An 18852-nucleotide genomic window follows, 5' to 3' on the forward strand; every position below is an offset into this window, starting at 1 on the left:
TGTAACATTATATAAGTCCATCTAGCCGGTGTCAAGAAGAGATAGCAAAAAGGACTATTTCCCTTCCATGGCAACTCCCCTTCTAATGAATACCTTCAACTATGATATAATGGGGACAGTACAAGGGAGGAAACCAATGTTACAAGAACTAGCTTTTACAGGCCAATGGAGACACTACCAAAAACGCGTCCTCGATAAGAGTGAGGCTTTTATGGCGGATGGCCACCTGCATTTGGTAGCAGCTCCTGGCTCTGGGAAAACAACCCTGGGTATCGAATTTATCCGGCGCTTTGGTCAGCCAACCCTGATCTTGGCACCTACGGTCACCATTCGTCAGCAATGGGTCGACCGGATTGTCCAGGCATTCTTGAAAGATGAAAGCCAAGCGGAGCAATTGATATCTCAGGATCTCAAACATCCTAAGCTGATTACAGTGTCTACCTATCAGGCCCTCCACAGTGCCATGAATCAAGTCGTCGGTCAATCGCAAGCTGAGGATAGCGATGACCAGGCAGAGATTGAAACATTTGATTTCAAAGGCTTTGATATCTTTACTACTTTCAAAGACATCTCACTGGGAACCCTTTGTTTAGATGAGTGCCACCACCTGCGCAATGAATGGTGGAAGAGTTTGGAAGCCTTTCGCCAAGCCTTCCCTGACTTAAAGATGATCTCCCTCACAGCTACCCCTCCCTATGAAGGGGATCCTGCCCTTTGGGAACGCTATATCCGCATGTGTGGTGAGATTGATGAGGAAATCACGGTTCCCGAATTGGTCAAGGAAGAGACCCTTTGTCCTCATCAGGACTATGTCTACTTTGCCTTTCCAACCAAGGAAGAGCAGGCTCAGTTGGACGCCTTTAGCCAACAAAAGAATGCTTTCTTGCAACAACTGACTTCCGATCCCCTCTTTTGTCAATACCTGCAATCCTGTCAGGCCTTATCTGGTCAGATCAGCGATGATGAATTGCTCAATGAGCCCATGTATCTCTCTGCTACCCTGATCTTTCTTCGGAGCAAGGGAATCGCCTTTCCCAACCGTTTCCAGGACCTTTTAGGAGCTAAAAAACTACCTGCCTTCACCATGGACTGGCTTGAAACTCTTCTGCAAGGCCTGCTCTTTCAGGTTCCCCACTGGTACAATCTACCAGAAGAATACGAAAAGCAACTCCTCCATGAATTAAAAGCAGCTAGCTTAATCGATCGAAAACAAGTCAAACTGGTCCGCAATAAAAAACAAGATCTCCTGCTCAATCAATCCCTTGGAAAACTCAATGCGGTTCGAGAGATTTTCAAGGCGGAATACCAGGCACTTGGAAGCCAACTGCGCCAACTGGTTTTAACAGACTATATTCGCCAAGACTTTGAAGTTCATCTAGGGGACAAGGACGCCCAATTCACTCAGTTGGGAGTTCTCTCATATTTTGAATCCATTCGCAGGGAAAGCATAGAGCTAACGACCCCTCCTGCCATCGCTGTCTTAACAGGTAGTATCGTCATCATCCCAACAGTTGCGAAGCCAAAACTAGAAGAGCTTCTAGGAGCGGATCGACTGACTTACCAAAGTGTTGGCCAATTATCTCCTGATGACTTTCTCAAGGTTCGCTTGGTAGGTTCTCAACATGATTTGGTGACAGCTGTGACCCAGCTCTTTCAAGAGGGGCTCATCCAAGTCGTGATTGGAACCAAATCTCTTCTAGGAGAAGGCTGGGATGCTCCTTGTGTCAACTCCCTGATCCTAGCGAGTTTTGTCGGTAGCTTTATGCTCAGCAACCAAATGCGAGGCCGTGCCATCCGAGTGTGGCCCCAAGATCCAGACAAGACCAGTAACATCTGGCATCTGGTCTCCATCAATCTTTCCCTAAAGAAATGGTATGAAAAGTCCGATCTTGAAAAAGAAGAGATCGAAGCCATCACTGATCAGCTGAAACAATATAGTCCTGATCTGGAGCTCTTAGAGAGACGGATGAAGCAATTTTTAGGCCTCCACTACAAGGAACCCTTTATCGAATCCGGTATCGAGCGTCTGGCCTTTGACAATATCCGCTATACTAAAAAACAGTTACAGAAACTCAACGAAGAGACCTTAGAGCGCTCCACTCATCGTCAAGAACTTCGGGATGGCTGGCAAAAAGCTCTTCCGATTCTTGAGAATATGGAGATAGCAAACGAGGTACAAGTGGATAAACACTTCCTGCCTCTGGCCCTATTTTTTGATGCCAGAAAGCTAGCTCGCTGGCTGACGGCTGCTACTTTGACCGATTCTTTCGCCAACCTTATTTACTACTCACATAGAGGTGGAAGGAACACTGTTTCTCTTATTCTTCTATTCGTCTTAGCTGTTCTCGCACTCCTTGCTTGGCTACGCTACTACCTCTATAAGAGTCCTTATAAACGCATGGAAGTATTTGGAGAAGCTGTCCGTCAAGCCTTATTAGCTTCTGGACAGATTCAAACCCAGGAGACCCGCATCCAAGTGGTCCGAGATAGGAAGGATGCCATCAACACGCTGATCTATATGAAGGGCGGAACCATGCGAGAGAAAGAACTCTTCTCGCAAACCATGATCGAATTTTTCGCACCGATTGAAAACCAGCGTTACATCCTAAAAGCCCAGGAAAAAGTATCCGACCAGACAGAATATTTCGCCGTGCCAAGCCTCTTTGACAAACGTAAAGAAGAGGCCCAAGCCTTTGTCGAGCAAATCCGAAAGAGCCTAGGTAAGTATGACCTGGTCTATACTCGAAGTACGGAAGGTCGTGCCATTCTCCTAGATGCTCGCATCAAGGCCTTAGCCAACAAACAAGAGCGAACCTTCACCAAGAAACAAGTGATGTCGAATTTGAAATAAGAATTGATTTCACTACAAAAAAATCTAGTAGATAATTTCTACTAGATTTTTTCGTTAGTTAATCACAATCATGGCCTTAATAGTCTTGCGTTCATCCATGTCTTTATAGGCTTGATCAATCTCGTCCAAGCTATAGCTATGGGTGAAGACGCGTCCTGGATTGATGTCGCCATCAAGAACAGCCTTGAGCAAGAACTGTTTGTCATAAGTTGTTACGGAAGCTGCCCCTCCTGCAACAGAAATGTTTTGCGCAAAGGTCGAACCAAGAGCACGGTTATTGTAGTGAGGGACACCGACAAATCCTAAGCGCCCTCCATTGTGAAGAACCCCAAGGGCTTGATCGACGGCTGCTGCAGTACCGACACATTCAAGGGCAACATCTGCTCCTCCACCAAGGATTTCACGAACCTTGGCAATGCCTTCTTCCCCACGCTCTGCTACAACAGCTGTTGCACCAAATTCCAAAGCCATTTGCTGACGGTCTTCATGCCGACTCATGAGGACAATTTGCGATGCTCCTCGCATATTGGCAGCAATCACAGCGCATTGCCCCACGGCTCCGTCCCCGATGACAACCACTTTATCGCCTCGTTTTACATGAGCCACACGCGCTGCATGGTAGCCTGTCGGCATGACATCTGCTAGCGTCAAGAAGGATTTGAGCATAGCTTCGGTATAATCTGATGGTTGCCCAGGGATTTTGACAAGGGCCCAGTTGGCGTATTCGAAGCGCATGTACTCCGCTTGAACCCCATCAGACCAGTTGGTGCCGATATGGTGGTCACAGGTCCCATCATAGCCAGCACGACATGCATCACACTCCCCACAACCATGAGTGAAAGGGGCGATGACAAAGTCTCCCGGTTTCACCGTTGTAATAGCTTCTCCGATTTCTTCAACGATCCCAATAGCTTCGTGACCACTATTTTGGTGCCCCTCTTCAATATCTGGATTGCGGTAGCTCCAGAGATCAGAGCCACAGACACAGGTGCGAACGATGCGGAGAATGACATCATCTGGTGCTTCGATATGTGGACGCTCCACTTCTACGAGGCCCACTTGCCCAGCTTTTGTATAAACTGTTTTCTTCATAGGGACGACCTACTTTCTATTGCTTACTTACCTATAGTATACACTTTTTATCGAGCTCTAGCCCACTTCCTGGTTTAAAACTCCATCATTTAATCATATTTTTCCCATACTTCTTTTCTAGCATTTTCTTAATCAGATAGGGCATCTTGACATTTTCTCGACCTTTTTTAGCAATCAATTTTTTGACGAAATCAGGCATCTGAATATCTTTTTCTGCTTCCAAAATCTGACCTGTACTTGAAGGAGCTTCCAACTCATCAAAAGTCTCTAGCTGAGGTTGATAGTCACTATAGTCACCATCTATATGAGACTGAATGGTTGACAGAAGGGCTTTAATCAGTCGTGAATCGCTATTTGGCATAGGAGGTCGGTGATAAGCCACTCCGAGCTCTTGGCATAGCTCCTTACACTCCACATCATTATCAAAAAGAACCTCAATATGCTCACTAATAAAGGCAATCGGAACAAAAATATAGTGGTTCGGGTGTTCACTCTCATCTCGCAGGTATTCTAAGACATCTGGTTTAATCCAAGGAATACCTATATCACTCTCACTCTGCCATGTATTAGTGTACTGCTCTTCCTTTAGCCCTAAAATCTCCGCAATCAAGCGACTATTGTCATAAATCTGGTCGATATAGGGGTCACCGAAATCTATTGCCAAAACTGGGACACTGTGGGCTGAAAAAATCACCCTAAAGCTGTCATCTCCAATCTTATCTAAAATCTTTTGGATCTCATCAGACCAATAGTGAAGTAGGTCATGTTCACGGTACCAATCCTTGATAATTTGGAACCTAATCTGCTCACTTTCTAAAAATTTCTCATATCCCATGACAGAATAGTAGGAATAATGGGGCTCCAGAATCAAACACAAACACTCTTTAATTCCATCTAACTCCATTTCTTTGATCACATCTGTGATGAAAGGGCGGGAAAATTTGTTGGCAAAGTAAACCGACGCTTGATTTCCGAGAGCAGTAGCAACCATGTCCACTTCTTCTCTAGTTATCCTTTGGAGTGGGGTTCCACCGATTCGGACGTAATTGTCATATAAAGTCTGAATTTCATGTGGTTCAGGACGAACCCCACGGCGTATATTTGTGAAAAATTCCGCTACTCCTTCATAGGTAATCTCTTCTGGTGAACCAAAAGTCATCATCAACACAGCTCTTTTACTCATAACTACTCCTTACTATATACTTTCCACTATTTTACCATGAAAAGGCTTACCTTAGGGAACTTAGTATCAAAATAACTCTTAAAGGTAGACTTTAAGAGTTGAAAAACAAACCTTAATGATGGTGGTGGTGATCATGTCCATGACTTTGACTGGCTTCCAGCTCTTCGATATTTCGCTTGTGGGAGCGGTGAGTTGCTAGGTCTTCATCCACTTCGATGGTGACATTTTGAAAACCCCTCTCTTTGAGCAAGTCTCGGATAGACTCTTTACAGACTTCCATCTGCTCCATCTGATTGAGACAAACATGAACAATAGCATTTTTCTCTAGTCCATCCATGGTCCAAAGATTAAGCTGATTGATACTTGCGACATGGTCCAACTGCTCTAAATCACTCTTAACTTGATTGATATCTACCCCTTCTGGCACAGCATCCAGGAAAATCTTGAGCGTGCTCCAAAAACGTGGAATGGCTTTGGACAGAATAAAGAAGGAAATAGCAAGAGACAAGAGGGGATCTAGGATATACCAGTCTGTAAATCGGAGGACAAGGGCCATCAGAATGACTGCCAACCAACCTAAGGTATCTTCCAAAAAATGCAGGCTGAGAATGGATTCATTCTTGGTTTGCCCCTTGCGAATGACCAGACTCGCCAGCACATTGACACTGATAGCAATCATTCCCAACCAAAGAAGCCCTTCGTCATTGACGGGCTGAGGGTGGAAAAGCTTGCTTACATTTTCTAAAATCACCATACCAGACCCTGTCATCAGAATGACTGCCGTTACTAAAGCCCCTAATAAGCTAAAACGCTTGTAGCCTAGGGTATAGCGACTATCTTCTTGACGATTAGAGATCGTTTCTAGAAAGGCCGAGAGGCCAATGGCTAGAGCATCCCCCAAGTCATGGACCGAATCAGCGAGAACAGCACTGGAACCAAAAACCCCACCCGCAATAAACTCAACAATGGCAAAGCTCAGATTCAAGAAAAAAGCCAGCCAAACAGCACGTTTTGAACTCATTTTTCTACCTTCCTTTGGTATAATAGTAATAGAATTATCTTTTCACTAATATTATCTCTAACTCTAAAAAGAAAGGATAGGGGCAAACTGTTTAGGATGTACGTTACTGAACAATTTGTTCAAAGTGTCCATATGACAACACAGGATCGTCGTATTACCAAAACTAGAAAAGCTATCTATCATGCTTTTTTACACTTACTCAACCAAAAAGACTACGACATTATTACCGTTCAGGAAATTATTGACCGTGCTGATGTGGGGCGTTCAACTTTTTACAGCCATTACGAGAGTAAGGAACTCTTGCTGGATGAACTCTGCCAAAAACTCTTTCACCACCTCTTTGAGCGAGATGATCAGCTCTCTCCCCAAGACTACCTAGCCCATATCTTTCAGCATTTCAAGGAAAACCAAGATCATGTGACCAGTCTCTTGCTTTCCAAAAATGATTATTTTATCCGGCAACTGAAAAAAGAACTGGAGCACGACGTCTACCCCATGGTAGTTGAAAAACTGATTCAATCGCACCCCAACATCCCCCACTCCTATCTCAAACACCTGGTCGTAACCAACTTCATTGAAACCCTGACTTGGTGGTTGAAAAAAGGCAAGACTTACACCGAACAAGAAGTCATCCAGTTTTATTTGGAGATTTTAAACATCTCTTCTAACTAAGGTGTGACTTTACATCATGTATCATAGAAAGGAAAACTATGCTCCTCCCCATCCTTCTCGGCTTTTTTACAGCCTTATTTGCCCTTGCTTTTGCTCTTCTTCATTTATTGGTCAGCCTTTCCGAATTAAAAAAGGGCAAGAAGACCCTTGGAATTTACCTACTTTTTCTAGGAAGTAGCCTTGCGACCTTCTCTCTCATCCTCTACTTCCTTTTGCCGATTGTTGCTTTATTCATTTGGCTGATCGGAGTTAGCTTGATTTGCTACGGAGCCTATTGGAATGGCAAGCACAAAGAAAACTTCCATCTAGCCCACCACGTTATTCGATTGGGAATCGCTCTGATTCTTACCATTTTGTTAGCCCTCATATAAGAAAAACTCAAGTTTTATCAATGAAAACTTGAGTTTTTTAGTAGTTACGAAATCAATAAGGAATTAAAAATCTTGCTTTTCTTTAAACATTTTGACCTTTTCTTGGCAGTAATCCATTAATTTCTGTGCTTTTTCAAATGAGTAGCCTTTTTCAGATACCGACTTGACTTTCTTTTCATCAAAATAGTAGCCTGTCAAGCCCCTGACTTCCTCTGATAAGGTGAGATAATAGCCTGTTTCGATTCCCTGATCTAGATCTTTCGAGAGAGATTTCATCAGGCGTCCGAAGAGAGACCTTTTCGTCTTTGCATCACTAGAATGATTCCCTAAGTTGGTCGAGATAAGACCAGGATGATAGGCATTGATGGTGATGTTTGAACCTTTTAAAAAGAAGTCTCTTGCTAGATAGCGTGTCATCCAAATGGTATAGAGTTTGGAATTATTATAGGCCAATCCTGGATTGTATTCTTTCTCAAATCCAAAGTCCAAATCCTTGACCTTGGCAAAATGATGCATATAGGAAGAGGTATTAATGACACGGCCGTCAGCTGATTTTTCTAACAAGGGACTTAGCTCAGTTGTTAACATATAGGGAACGAGAACGGATAACATAAAAGTCAACTCGACATTTTCAGCACTTGCTTTTCGTTCTTTTCCTGCATACAGTCCTGCATTGTTAAACAACACATCGATACTTTGAAAGTCTCGCTTGATTTCCTCCGCAAATCGATAAACATCATCTAATTTTGAAAAATCAGCCAAGTAGCTCGAAACTCTACCTCTCAGGGAAACGGACCGAACCTCTTGAAGCGCTAATTCCAGTTTTTGAGGATTGCGACCATGAAGGATGACCTGATGGCCTTCACTGGCCAGTTTCTTTGCCAAATGTTTACCAATGCCCTCCGTAGCACCGGTTATTAGAATAGTTTTGACCATATTAGTCCTCCAAGAAAGCAATGAGTTCTTTTGAAAACTCTTCTGCATATTGGAAGATCGAACCGTGCCCAGCATTTGGATAGATGATGAGCTTACTATCTTTTATTTTTTCATGCATATCATAAGAATTTTCTGTTGGAACCTGCATATCCTTATCCCCGTTGACGATTAAGGTTGGTTGAGTGATAAATGTTATGTCGTCTTGAGAATCTTTCCCCCAACCTTTAATCGCTTTGAGTTGCGTCAAGAAACCAGCCACACTCATGTCTTTATCCGCAAATTCCTTGGTTCGCATCCCCATTCGTCCGAGAACTTTCAAGGCTTCGATTTTTCCTTGCTCATCATGGTTATAGAAGATATAGCGTTTAGGATCGATGCGCTCAAGTCCCGCTTTAAACATATAGTTAAAGGTTTTCCCTGTAACTTTATCGACCTCTTTTCCTCCTCGAGGTCCTGTTCCTGCTAAAATGAGACGGTTGACCAAATCAGGCTTGATTCGGATGATTTCTTGGGCAATCATACCTCCCATAGAAAGACCAAGGAGATTGATTTTATCGTAACCAAGCGCTTTTACAAAGTCAATTGTCTGCTCAGCCATTCCAGGAATGGTTGGCGCCACTTTGCCTTGACTGGCTCCGATACCAGGAAGGTCGACCACAATCACATGGTGTTTTTCAGCAATCAAGTCCAAGAGTTTTGGATCCCAGTTGTCGAGGGTTGCTGCCAAATGGACCAGCATCAGAAGAGGTAGTTTTGATTTGCCTTTGCTGAGTTCGCGATAGGCAATTTGATTTCCTTGGACAGTGATGTATTGATTTTTAGTTGTAAGATATGACATTGTCTTTTCCTTTTTATTTCTTAAAGCTGAGGACTGTTTTTCCACGTGAGCGACCATTAGCGACCTTGTCTAAGGCACTATTCACTTCTTCAAATGGATAGACTGTATCGATAGATGGCTTGATTTCCAATTTGCTAAAGAGGTCAGCTACCTCTTGTAATTGAGCGCCATTGCTTTCTACAAAGATAAAATGATAGTGAACGCCGTATTTGTCAGCCATCTTATCAAATTTGCGACCGGCTAGTCCAAGTAGGATCTGTTTCCATTTTGGCAGGTTCATGCGTTTAGCAAAGTCACCATTTGGCATAGCACGGAGGGAAACAAGTTGACCACCTTTTTTCATGATAGACATTTGTTTTTCAGTCTCGGCGCCCCCAAGGGTATCGAGGACATAATCAACCTGGCTAACAGTTTTTGTATAATCCTCTGTTTTGTAATCAATAAAGCGGTCTGCTCCTAGGTTCAATACACGCTCAGCGCTATCTCCAGCACCATTGGTAATGACCTTCAAACCTTTAGCCTTAGCAATCGGAATAGCCATACCGCCGACACCACCTGTACCACCAGAGATAAAGATCGTTTTGCCAGCTTGAGCACCCATGAGTTCTAAGGCTTGCATAATGGTTAAGGCAGTCAAAGGCACAGCAGCGGCTTCCTCGTTTGACAGATAGTCTGGAACCTTGGCTAAAGCCTGACTATCGACAGCTACGTATTCTGCAAAGGCGCCAATATGATCAAGTGGTAAACGTCCAAAAACTCGGTCTCCGACTTTGAGATTTTTGACTTGTCTACCGGTCTCTTCAATGATACCGACCACTTCATTACCTGCAGTTTGTGGGAGTTTGTAAGGGACGATCATCTTGACTTCTCCTCGGGAAATCATGTTATCCAAAGGATTAACCCCAGCAGCGGTGACTTTGACCAAAACTTCTTTGTCTGTGATACTTGGTTTAGCGACTTCTGTGATGTTCAGTGTGATATTCTTTTTGTTGTATGATGTATGTTGTGCAGCTTTCATTGTTTTCTCTTTTCTATTTTTAGTTGTATCTGGTAAAGATACAAGTCTAGTCTTTTTAAAACTGATCTGCATGCAAATCAGTTTCGTTTTTGTTTGGCATCTTTATAAAGATTGTTAATGACATCTTCTAAGGTTTGCTGGGCTAGTTCCTTCTCAAGTTGAGCTTCAGCGCTAGCAAATAGTGGTGAAACTGCTCCTTGGATATGTTTCCCTACTGGGCAATCCGGATTGCTATTTTGATGAACTGGAAATAGGCTGATGTGGCTGACTTCTTGTGTCGCAAAATAAATGTTAAGTAAGGTGATGTCCTTTGGAGACTTACTGATTTGATAGCCTGTTTTTCCTTGATGGGAAGTAATCAGGCCTGCATTTTTCAATAAGGCAATCACCTTACGAATATAACTAGCGTTGGTCCCAACACTCTCAGCCAGAGCTTGTGAACTTAGGGGCTCCTTACTCTCGCTAATCATGGTTAGGATGTGCAAGGCTACTGAAAATTTCGTATCCATATAAACTCCTTTAGATAACTTGTATCCGATACAAGAACAAGTATAACACAAATAAAAAGAAAAGCAAGACTTTTGCTTCACTTTTTTAAAACGATCAAGCCATCAACACCATGAGTATCGGAATGACCACCATGGTAGCAAGGGTCGTCTCTGTCACCATGACCGCTGCGTAATCACTATCAGCTCCGTAGAGTCTGGCAACGACCGGGGCATTGGTCATCACTGGCATAGCGGACTGGATGATAAAGACCTGCTTCATCAAACTTGGTAGAGGCGCCCAGTAAACAATGGTCGCCATTAGGAGTGGAGCAACCACGAAGCGTCCTAGTAGAATGAGGAGCTGATCTTTTCCAAGCACCAACTGCTTCACGCCTACATGAGATACCGACAAACCGATGAAAATCATGGATAAGGGGGTTGTTAAATTGCCCAGATACTGCAAATCACTGGCTAGAAATGCAGGGAGCTTTATCTGCAGCATCACCATGACTAGTCCCAAGATGAAGCACATCAGAGGAGGTGAAAAGACTTTTTTCACACTCGTTTTGAGATCAAACTGAGCTTCTCCTTCGCCATCCCGCTGGATCAAGTAGGTCCCCAAAGTCCAGAAAAAGGTCGTATTACACATGTAATAGATCAGAACGTAGGGAATACTGGCATCCCCGAAGAGGGCTTGGTTAATGGGGAGCCCCACAAAAATCGTATTGGAGTTAAAGAACATGGAAATAAAGAGGCCACGACGGTCCTGTCTCACTGCAAAGATCTTAGCTACTGCTGTTGCAATGCCAAGCAAAATAACCATAGACAGGGCCGGAAACCGCAATGCCGGAAACATTTTAAGCAGATCTCCCGACGTGAAGCGCTGTGTAATGGTATAAAGCATATAGCAGGGCAGAGCGATTTGAGTAACTAATTTTGCGATCAAGCCACGTGACTTGTCATCAAACCAGCCTTTTTCACCTATGACAAAGCCCACTAATATCATCCCCAGAATGACCAGGATCCCCGATATGCTCTTAAGAAAGATATCCATGTTCTCTCCTTTTACTTTTTTTAAATTTGAACTTGAAAACCCATTATTTTCAAGTCTCAAAAACTACTCTAGTATATCACAAAAAGAGGTGGGGCAAAATGCCCAACCTCTAGTAATCGATTAATCATCCGTTCTACCCCTTCTTAGTCATCTTCAACAACTAAGTAGATCCGGTTCAAAGAGAAATCCTTGGTGAGAAGCTTAAACAAAATTACTTTTTCTATTAAGAATTCTATTTTTTGATAACCCCTTCTTTCACCAAAAAGTCACGCGCCACTTGATTAGCTGACTTGCCTTCTACTCCGACTTGGTAGTTCATCTGGCTCATTTGCTCTGCTGTGATTTTACCAGCTAACTGATTGAGAATCCCTTCCAATTCTGGATGTTTCTTAAGAAGAGATTCTTTCATGAGGGGAGCCCCTTGATATGGCGGGAAAAGTTGCTTGTCATCTTGGAGGACCACGAGGTCATAGCGAGCAAGCTCGGCATCCGTTGAGTAGGCATCTGTGATCTGGATATCACCGGACTGGATAGCCTGGTAACGAAGGGCTGGCTCCATGGTGGAGACTTGTAGATGGAGTCCGTAAACCTTCTGCAAGCCCTTGTTCCCATCCTCTCGGTCATTAAACTCCAAGGTAAATCCAGCCTTAAGTTGTCCTTCCACCTTTCTCAAATCTGAAATGGTCTTGAGGCCATACTCTTGGGCAATTTTCTTGGGCACTGCGACAGCATAGGTATTTTGATAAGCCATGGGTTTGAGCAAGGCCAGGTTGTCTTGTTTCTTGATCCCATCTCGAGCCGCTTGATAGACTGCTTCTGGATCATGGTCGACTTGCGGCGCCGGCTTGAGGAGACTTTCGGTCACGGTCCCTGTAAACTCTGGATAGATAGCAATATCCCCTTTTTTCAGAGCCTCATAGAGGAAGGTGGTCTTGCCAAAATTTGGTTTAACAGTCACTGTCATGTCCGTGTTTTCTTCGATCAAGATCTTGTACATATTGGCTAGAATTTCCGGTTCAGGCCCTAACTTCCCAGCGATGACCAGGTTTTCTTTTTCCGGTTTGGGAAGAATACTTGGTGTATAGCTAGCTCCCAATCCCAGGATCATGACCGCAAAGGCCGCAAAGATGGTCCGCAATTTGGCCTTTTCCATCCATTTGAGAAGAAGGTTAAAGGCGATGGCTAAGAAGGCAGAAGACAGGGCACCGATCAAAATCAAACTGGCATTATTGCGGTCAATCCCCAGAAGGATAAAGGAACCGAGTCCCCCTGCTCCAATCAAGGCAGCTAGGGTAGCCGTCCCGATAATCATCACAGCTGCTGTCCGAATCCCAGACATGATAACGGGCATGGCCAAGGGAATCTCGAACTTCTTCAAGCGCTCCCACTTGGTCATCCCAAAGGCGGTTCCCGCTTCTTCAAGGCTTGGATCAATCCCTTGTAAACCGGTGATGGTATTTTGAAGGATGGGAAAAATGGCATAGATGACGAGAGCTGTCAAGGCCGGAAGCGTCCCGATTCCCATGATGGGAATGAAGAGCCCCAAAAGGGCCATGGAAGGAATAGTCTGGAAGATCCCAGCTACCTGTAAAACCCAGTTACTGGCTCTCTTGCGACTACTTAAATAAATAGCCAGTGGAACAGCTAGAAAAATCGCAAGGAGCAAGGTCAGTAATGACAGTTGCAAATGTTGCCCCAGTGCAGTGAGCCAGTCTCCAAAGCGTTCTTGAAAGGTTGCAAATAGTTTAGACATGGTGAGCACCTCCAAATAAATCCGCAACAAAGTCGTTGACTGGTTGGGCTAGAATGGTATCAGAATCTGCCACCTGCACAATCTCTCCTTCTTGTAGCACCGCAATCCGATCGCCTAATTTCAGGGCCTCGTCCGTATCATGAGTAACGAAGATAGTCGTCATACCAAATTCTTTGTGCAAGTCTTTGGTGAGAGCCTGTAGCTGTTTGCGAGAAATGGCATCCAAGGCTGAAAAGGGCTCGTCCATCAATAGAATCTTTGGCTCTGCAATAATGGCCCGCACAATGCCAATCCGTTGTTGCTCCCCACCCGATAACTCGCTTGGTAAACGATGAGCATAATCTGTAGCGGGCAGACCTACCTTGTCCAAGAGTTCTTCTGTTTTAGAGGCTATTTGGCTTTTAGTCCACCCTTTCATCTCTGGAATTAAAGCAATATTCTCAGCGACAGTTAGATTTGGAAAGAGAGCAATGGCCTGCAAAACATAACCAGTAGAAAGACGTAACTCTCGTTCATCATAGTCCTTGATGCGTTTTCCATCCATATAGATATTGCCATCAGTTGGCTCCAAAAGACGATTGATCATCTTGAGCATGGTGGTTTTTCCAGATCCTGAAGGTCCTACCAAGACCATAAATTCTCCATCTTCAATACGGAGATTCACATCTTTTAAAATGTCCTTTTCCGTGTAGCGTAGGACTACATTTTTGTATTCAATCATATTCTTCCTCACCATCTCCTTAAAAGCTAAGATCCTTATCTCACTTTTTATAAGAGTGTAATCATTATTATAATATTGTAATGCTAGATATTACATCTGTCAATGATTTTGATTTGAAATTATATATAAGAAAAAGAGTTTGGGATAGCCCAAACTCACTTACGTTTTATTGTTTACTCTTCTTCCACTAAGCGTTTGAACTCTGCCTGGAGTTCAGCATTTTCTGTCGGTTTAAGATACATTTGTCCTCCATTAGTTGTATCTGAATGAAAGACGATAGGCTCTCCCGTATTGGTGATAGCGAAAAAGTAACTATGAACATCCGGGTATTTGTCCCAATTGCTATAACGCTCTACAATTCGGTACTGGGCATTTCCTAGACCTGTATCCGTATACTCGGCATTCATTTTCTCACTTGGTCCATCCCCAAGAATATAGAGATGATCGGCCCCAACGTCTCCTCCTGCGATTCCCTTTTGGTAATTGGGCTGTCCTATTTTTTCCCCCCAGTCCTTTATAAAAGCTTCTAGCTTGGCAGATTTGTTGGGATTCCATGGTGCTTTTTGCTCAGTTGTTGACTTAGATGAACGACTTGGAACTTCAAATTCCTGCCAATCGAGGCCTCTTAAGTCAATTTGATCCGATGCATTTTTTCCAAAATCAGCAGCAATATCATTTGCTTGTATTTGAATCTCTTTTTCTTGGAGTATAGTCGCTTGCTCTTGCTTAGCATTAAGCTGATAAAGAGTTCCATAACCTTGACCCGTACCTGAGGACCAGCTAAGCTCCAGTACCTCTCCTCCTTTATAGACAAGGACTGCATTTCTTGCTCCACCATGACCAGCAGTAAATCCTTCAGCTAAAAGGACTGGTTTCTCGGCTTTCAAATAATATAGGCCGGTTAAGAAATATTTGCCACTCAAATTTAGGTCCGCAATCAGAAGTTCCTCTATCCCATCGTTATTTAAATCTGCAAAGGCATAACGCATTTCATCTACTTGGTTGACCGCATTTTCAATTGCCCAACTATTGATTGGACGCTCAGTTGCTTGTAAACTTTGATAGAGACTTGCGATACTTGCTGTATCTTTTGGCGATGTCAAAATCTTTTGATAATCCTCAAATACAGGCTGGTACAACTTCTTGTAATCCTTTTTCACCTCTTTTTTAGTAACTTTTTTACTAGAGGATGATACCGTCGTTGTTTCCGAGCTGTTATTCAACTGACTAGAATGTCGAGGAGTTCGTTTGCTACAACCAACCGTAATAAGTCCTGCTAGTAAGAGAATAAAGGCTCCTAACTTCTCTTTTCGTTTCATAAGCTTCTCCTTCTGTGTCATCCTTGATATTTATACTTTTCTCTTTATATTATACCAAAAAAGAAGGCTACACCTGATGATTTGTGTAAAACCTTCTTATTTTATTTGATTTAATTTGGGTTCTTTTGCTCTCGCCAACCTGGATTATCCTGGATTTCAAGATGCTACTTGATCAAGGCGACCACTTCATTATTGCTTGGAAGACATAATCCTTGTTCACGATTTGGTCATCACTAGCCTTAGCAAAGCGAAAAATCTGACCGATTAGAATATCAAAACATTATTTTTCGACCATACCACTGTTAATGAGACTTTCTTTCGTCACAGAATAACTAACTGTACTGTCATTTAGAGGATTAAAGCCTGGTACGATTTCTTTTAGCTTTTGCAAATCGATTTTCGTGTAATCAATTGTATTGTAGATATAGAAGATACCGTCTTTGTATTCTGATGTCAGTTCAAATCCGTTTCCCATCAGATCTTTGAATTTTTCTTGGCTTATGGCAACGGCTTCTTTCATTTCTTCAAGAGGGTTGTCTCCCTCCATTTTTGAAATATTATAATCATCAACCTTTTCTTGTACTAATAAAGTATCTCCCTTGTAATACAAGGTGACGGTTGACTTACCTGCTTCATCACTCGCTTCAAGAACAGTTTTTTGGGCACCTGCTCTTGAGTCTTCTTTTTTAACCTCATCAGTTGATGAATCTTTGGTCTTTGCTTTAGTTGATGATTCAGTTGTCGCTTTTGTCGTAGCTTTAGTGGACGTTTGAACGGTAGATTTTGGTTCCTCTTTTGGTCCGCAACCAACTAGTAGGAGACTAGCTGTTAACAGGATAGTCAGATTTTTTACAGTTTTATTCATTTTGAATCCCTCACTATTTTATGATGTTTAAGAAAACGACTGACGTCTGAAACCAGTCATTTAACAAGATCAACTGTAGATATAGATGTATAAGAAAACCCTCAAAAATGATGTTCGCAGTCCCACCTTATCGATCATTGTAGCCTTCTGGGTGGCTGGAATGCCATGCCCAGGCTGTTTGGATGATGGTTTCGATATTATCAAATTTTGGTTGCCATCCGAGGATAGCACGCGCTTTATCAGAGGATGCGATCAAGGTATCTGGATCTCCTGGTCTGCGATCTGCAATCTCAAGTGGGATCGGATGTCCCGTCACCTTGCGGGCTGCTTCGACAATCTTAAGATTGGAGAATCCAGTCGATGAGCCCAGATTAAAGGCAGTCGATTCATTCCCTTTTCTGAGATACTCCACCGCAAGCATGTGGGCATCTGCCAGGTCAAATGGATGGACATAGTCCCGAACATTGGTCCCATCTGGTGTATTGTAGTCATCTCCAAAAATTGCGATCTTCTCACGTTTACCTTGGGCTACTTGTAAGACGATTGGCAAGAGGTGGGTCTCTGGTCCATGGTCTTCTCCAATGGATCCATCTGGCTTAGCGCCCGCTACATTAAAGTAACGAAGGGGCACATACTTGATGCCATAGGCTTGATCGGCCCAGCGCATGATGGTTTCCATCATGAGCTTGCTTTCGCCATAAGGATTGATCGGTTTTTGTGGAGTGGTTTCAAGAATCGGAATCTCTTCTGGAATACCGTAGGTGGCAGCGGTTGAAGAAAAGACGATGTAGTGTACCCCACATTCATGCATGACTTCCAAGAGTTTGACCATGCCTGCTGTATTGTTGTCAAAATATTTCAATGGATCCGCCATAGATTCCGCGACCAGTGAGTAGGCCGCAAAGTGGATGACCGCATCAATATCTGCATGTTCCTTAAAAACCATGCGCATGAAGTCTTGATCCGCTAGGTCTCCTTGGTAAAAGACGGCCTCTGGATGCACCGCTGCACGGTGGCCTGTGACCAGACTATCGACCACGACGACTTTTTCATGTCCTTCATTGACCAAACGGTCCACCATATGTGAACCGATGTAGCCAGCTCCTCCGAGTACGAGTATTGCCATTTGTTTTCCTTTCGCTTCTTTGTCTTCTCTCTTATTGTACCAAATTTCGGCCTCTTCTCCACACTTAAAGTGTCGCGACAAAGCGTCTAAAGGCTGCTTGGCCTTCTGCTGTTCGCTTGTAGACACCGGCATCTTCGAGCACGCGCGCAAAGATTTGACCAACTGATTCACGAACAATAGCTTTTGCTTCTGCTTCTTCTGTGATGGATGGGTGAGTGACTTTCAAGTCAGCAGCCCAGTCCTGGTGGTAACTAGCCACACTGCTTTCACGTCCAAGTAGATAGTCTTGAACCTGCTTGAGCTCTTCTTTGAGACGAGGAGGTAAAATCGCCAAGCCCATGACTTCGATCAGGCCGATGTTTTCTTTTTTGATGTGTTGCACATCCGCATGCGGGTGGTAAATGCCATCTTGATGCTCTGGTGAGGTTTGGTTGTCACGGAGCACCAAGTCCAGTTCATAATGCCCATCACGGATCCGTGCAATGGGGGTAATGGTATGGTGGGGCTGACCGTCGGATGCCGCTAAGACTTGCACAGCTGGATCCGAGTAACCTCGCCAGCTTGCTAAAATATGATCTGCCAAGTTAATCAGCTCTTTCTTGTTATCTGACTGCAGACGCAAGACTGACATTGGCCAACGAACGATGCCCACTTGAACCCCTTCGAAGCCAGGAATGGTAAAGGTTTGGTCAAGTTCTGCCAGCTCCATAGGGAAGGTGTGGCGTCCGCCTTGATAATGGTCATGAGTTAGGATGGATCCTCCTACAATGGGTAGATCTGCATTGGAGCCTGCAAAATAGCCTGGAAAAGTCTCTACTATGGTCAAGAGTCGCTCAAAGGTCTTGCGGCTAATGGCCATAGGAACATGCTGGCTATCGAGGAAAATGCAGTGTTCATTGAAGTAGGCATAAGGGGAATATTGAAAGCCCCAGTCATGACCGTCCATGTCAAAGCGGATGATCCGATGATTGGCACGGGCAGGATGGTCTAGGCGACCTTGATAGCCTTCATTTTCAAAACACAGTTGGCAGGCTGGATAATGACTAGCTTTAGCCAGCTTCGCCGCTGCGATGTCTTTAGGATCTTTTTCAGGTTTTGACAGATTGATGGTGATTTCAAGGGCGCCATAGGGAGTTTCTGCCTCAAAAGCGATATTTTGCGCAATCGCCTTGACCTTAATGTAATCATTGCGCTTGGAGAGGGCATAGAAATCCGCAATCGCGTCTTCCTTGGACTGACGATAGGTCTCCTGGAAACGATGATTGACCTGACTAGGACTAGGGGTGATCCAATCCATCAACTCCGCTCCCAAGCTGTCCTTTGCGGCCATGCTATCTTGGATCTTACCATTCGCAACAGCGATTTCCAGCAGCTGATCTTTGAGTGAGATCAAGTCGGCCCGATGAGCTGGGACGTCTAGCCCTTCTTCTCCAATGCGACTCATAACGCGGTTTTTTAGATAAATCCGATCCATCTCTTCATAGTCACTTGCCACAATGACGGCTGTGACAAATGCATCTAATACCAGTTCTGTCATCCTATCT

17 protein-coding genes are annotated in these 18852 nt (G+C 43.8%); 3 read left to right on the forward strand and 14 right to left on the reverse strand.

The window, feature by feature from the left end; translation table 11 throughout:
- Nucleotides 1-136: 136 nt before the first annotated feature.
- Nucleotides 137-2851: a DEAD/DEAH box helicase family protein gene (locus ABT997_RS03270; protein WP_350018725.1), complete on the forward strand. Its 2715-nt coding sequence runs from the start codon at nt 137-139 to the stop codon at nt 2849-2851.
- Between the two features lie 54 nt (nt 2852-2905).
- On the opposite strand, the gene ABT997_RS03275 is transcribed toward ABT997_RS03270, so the two are convergent.
- The 3 genes from ABT997_RS03275 to ABT997_RS03285 form a co-directional block, all read right to left on the reverse strand.
- Nucleotides 2906-3943, reverse strand: coding sequence for a zinc-binding dehydrogenase (locus tag ABT997_RS03275; protein ID WP_350018726.1), 1038 nt, complete (start codon nt 3941-3943; stop codon nt 2906-2908).
- An 85-nt stretch (nt 3944-4028) separates the two neighbouring features.
- A complete protein-coding gene (gene hemH / locus ABT997_RS03280; RefSeq protein WP_350018727.1) occupies nt 4029-5126 on the reverse strand; it encodes a ferrochelatase in 1098 nt (365 codons plus the stop codon).
- A gap of 112 nt (nt 5127-5238) precedes the next feature.
- Complete coding sequence (locus tag ABT997_RS03285) at nt 5239-6147, reverse strand: cation diffusion facilitator family transporter (RefSeq protein ID WP_350018728.1); 909 nt, start codon at nt 6145-6147, stop codon at nt 5239-5241.
- Between the two features lie 132 nt (nt 6148-6279).
- On the opposite strand from ABT997_RS03285, the gene ABT997_RS03290 reads away from it, so the two are divergent.
- Both ABT997_RS03290 and ABT997_RS03295 read left to right on the forward strand, forming a co-directional pair.
- Nucleotides 6280-6819: a TetR/AcrR family transcriptional regulator gene (locus ABT997_RS03290; protein ID WP_350018729.1), complete on the forward strand. Its 540-nt coding sequence runs from the start codon at nt 6280-6282 to the stop codon at nt 6817-6819.
- Nucleotides 6820-6857: 38 nt separating this feature from the next.
- Nucleotides 6858-7190 (forward strand): glucuronide permease, encoded by a 333-nt coding sequence (locus tag ABT997_RS03295; RefSeq protein WP_350018730.1) that lies wholly within the window; start codon nt 6858-6860, stop codon nt 7188-7190.
- Nucleotides 7191-7253: 63 nt separating this feature from the next.
- On the opposite strand, the gene ABT997_RS03300 is transcribed toward ABT997_RS03295, so the two are convergent.
- The 11 genes from ABT997_RS03300 to galT form a co-directional block, all read right to left on the reverse strand.
- Nucleotides 7254-8126: an SDR family NAD(P)-dependent oxidoreductase gene (locus tag ABT997_RS03300; RefSeq protein WP_350018731.1), complete on the reverse strand. Its 873-nt coding sequence runs from the start codon at nt 8124-8126 to the stop codon at nt 7254-7256.
- Nucleotide 8127: 1 nt separating this feature from the next.
- A complete protein-coding gene (locus ABT997_RS03305; protein ID WP_350018732.1) occupies nt 8128-8964 on the reverse strand; it encodes an alpha/beta fold hydrolase in 837 nt (278 codons plus the stop codon).
- Between the two features lie 13 nt (nt 8965-8977).
- Nucleotides 8978-9982 (reverse strand): NADP-dependent oxidoreductase, encoded by a 1005-nt coding sequence (locus ABT997_RS03310; RefSeq protein ID WP_350018733.1) that lies wholly within the window; start codon nt 9980-9982, stop codon nt 8978-8980.
- Nucleotides 9983-10059: 77 nt separating this feature from the next.
- Nucleotides 10060-10491, reverse strand: coding sequence for an Rrf2 family transcriptional regulator (locus ABT997_RS03315; protein ID WP_350018734.1), 432 nt, complete (start codon nt 10489-10491; stop codon nt 10060-10062).
- Between the two features lie 94 nt (nt 10492-10585).
- Complete coding sequence (locus tag ABT997_RS03320) at nt 10586-11524, reverse strand: AEC family transporter (RefSeq protein WP_350018735.1); 939 nt, start codon at nt 11522-11524, stop codon at nt 10586-10588.
- Nucleotides 11525-11756: 232 nt separating this feature from the next.
- Nucleotides 11757-13277, reverse strand: a complete 1521-nt coding sequence (locus tag ABT997_RS03325; RefSeq protein ID WP_350018736.1) for an ABC transporter permease/substrate-binding protein — start codon at nt 13275-13277, stop codon at nt 11757-11759.
- Nucleotides 13270-13998, reverse strand: coding sequence for an ABC transporter ATP-binding protein (locus tag ABT997_RS03330; protein ID WP_314369829.1), 729 nt, complete (start codon nt 13996-13998; stop codon nt 13270-13272). Before ABT997_RS03330 ends, ABT997_RS03325 begins: the two co-directional genes overlap by 8 nt.
- Before the next feature lie 173 nt (nt 13999-14171).
- A complete protein-coding gene (locus tag ABT997_RS03335) occupies nt 14172-15317 on the reverse strand; it encodes a DUF4767 domain-containing protein (protein WP_350018737.1) in 1146 nt (381 codons plus the stop codon).
- Nucleotides 15318-15597: 280 nt separating this feature from the next.
- The gene (locus tag ABT997_RS03340; protein WP_314369827.1) at nt 15598-16182 is read right to left on the reverse strand and encodes a DUF1307 domain-containing protein; all 585 of its coding nucleotides are present in this window, start codon (nt 16180-16182) and stop codon (nt 15598-15600) included.
- 127 nt (nt 16183-16309) lie between these two features.
- Entirely contained in the window at nt 16310-17308 is a 999-nt protein-coding gene (galE, locus tag ABT997_RS03345) for a UDP-glucose 4-epimerase GalE (RefSeq protein ID WP_314369825.1), read from the reverse strand.
- Between the two features lie 64 nt (nt 17309-17372).
- Complete coding sequence (gene galT / locus ABT997_RS03350; protein ID WP_350018738.1) at nt 17373-18845, reverse strand: UDP-glucose--hexose-1-phosphate uridylyltransferase; 1473 nt, start codon at nt 18843-18845, stop codon at nt 17373-17375.
- Nucleotides 18846-18852 lie beyond the last annotated feature (7 nt).

The organism is Streptococcus australis (genome assembly GCF_040226615.1).
GTDB lineage: Bacteria > Bacillota > Bacilli > Lactobacillales > Streptococcaceae > Streptococcus > Streptococcus australis_E.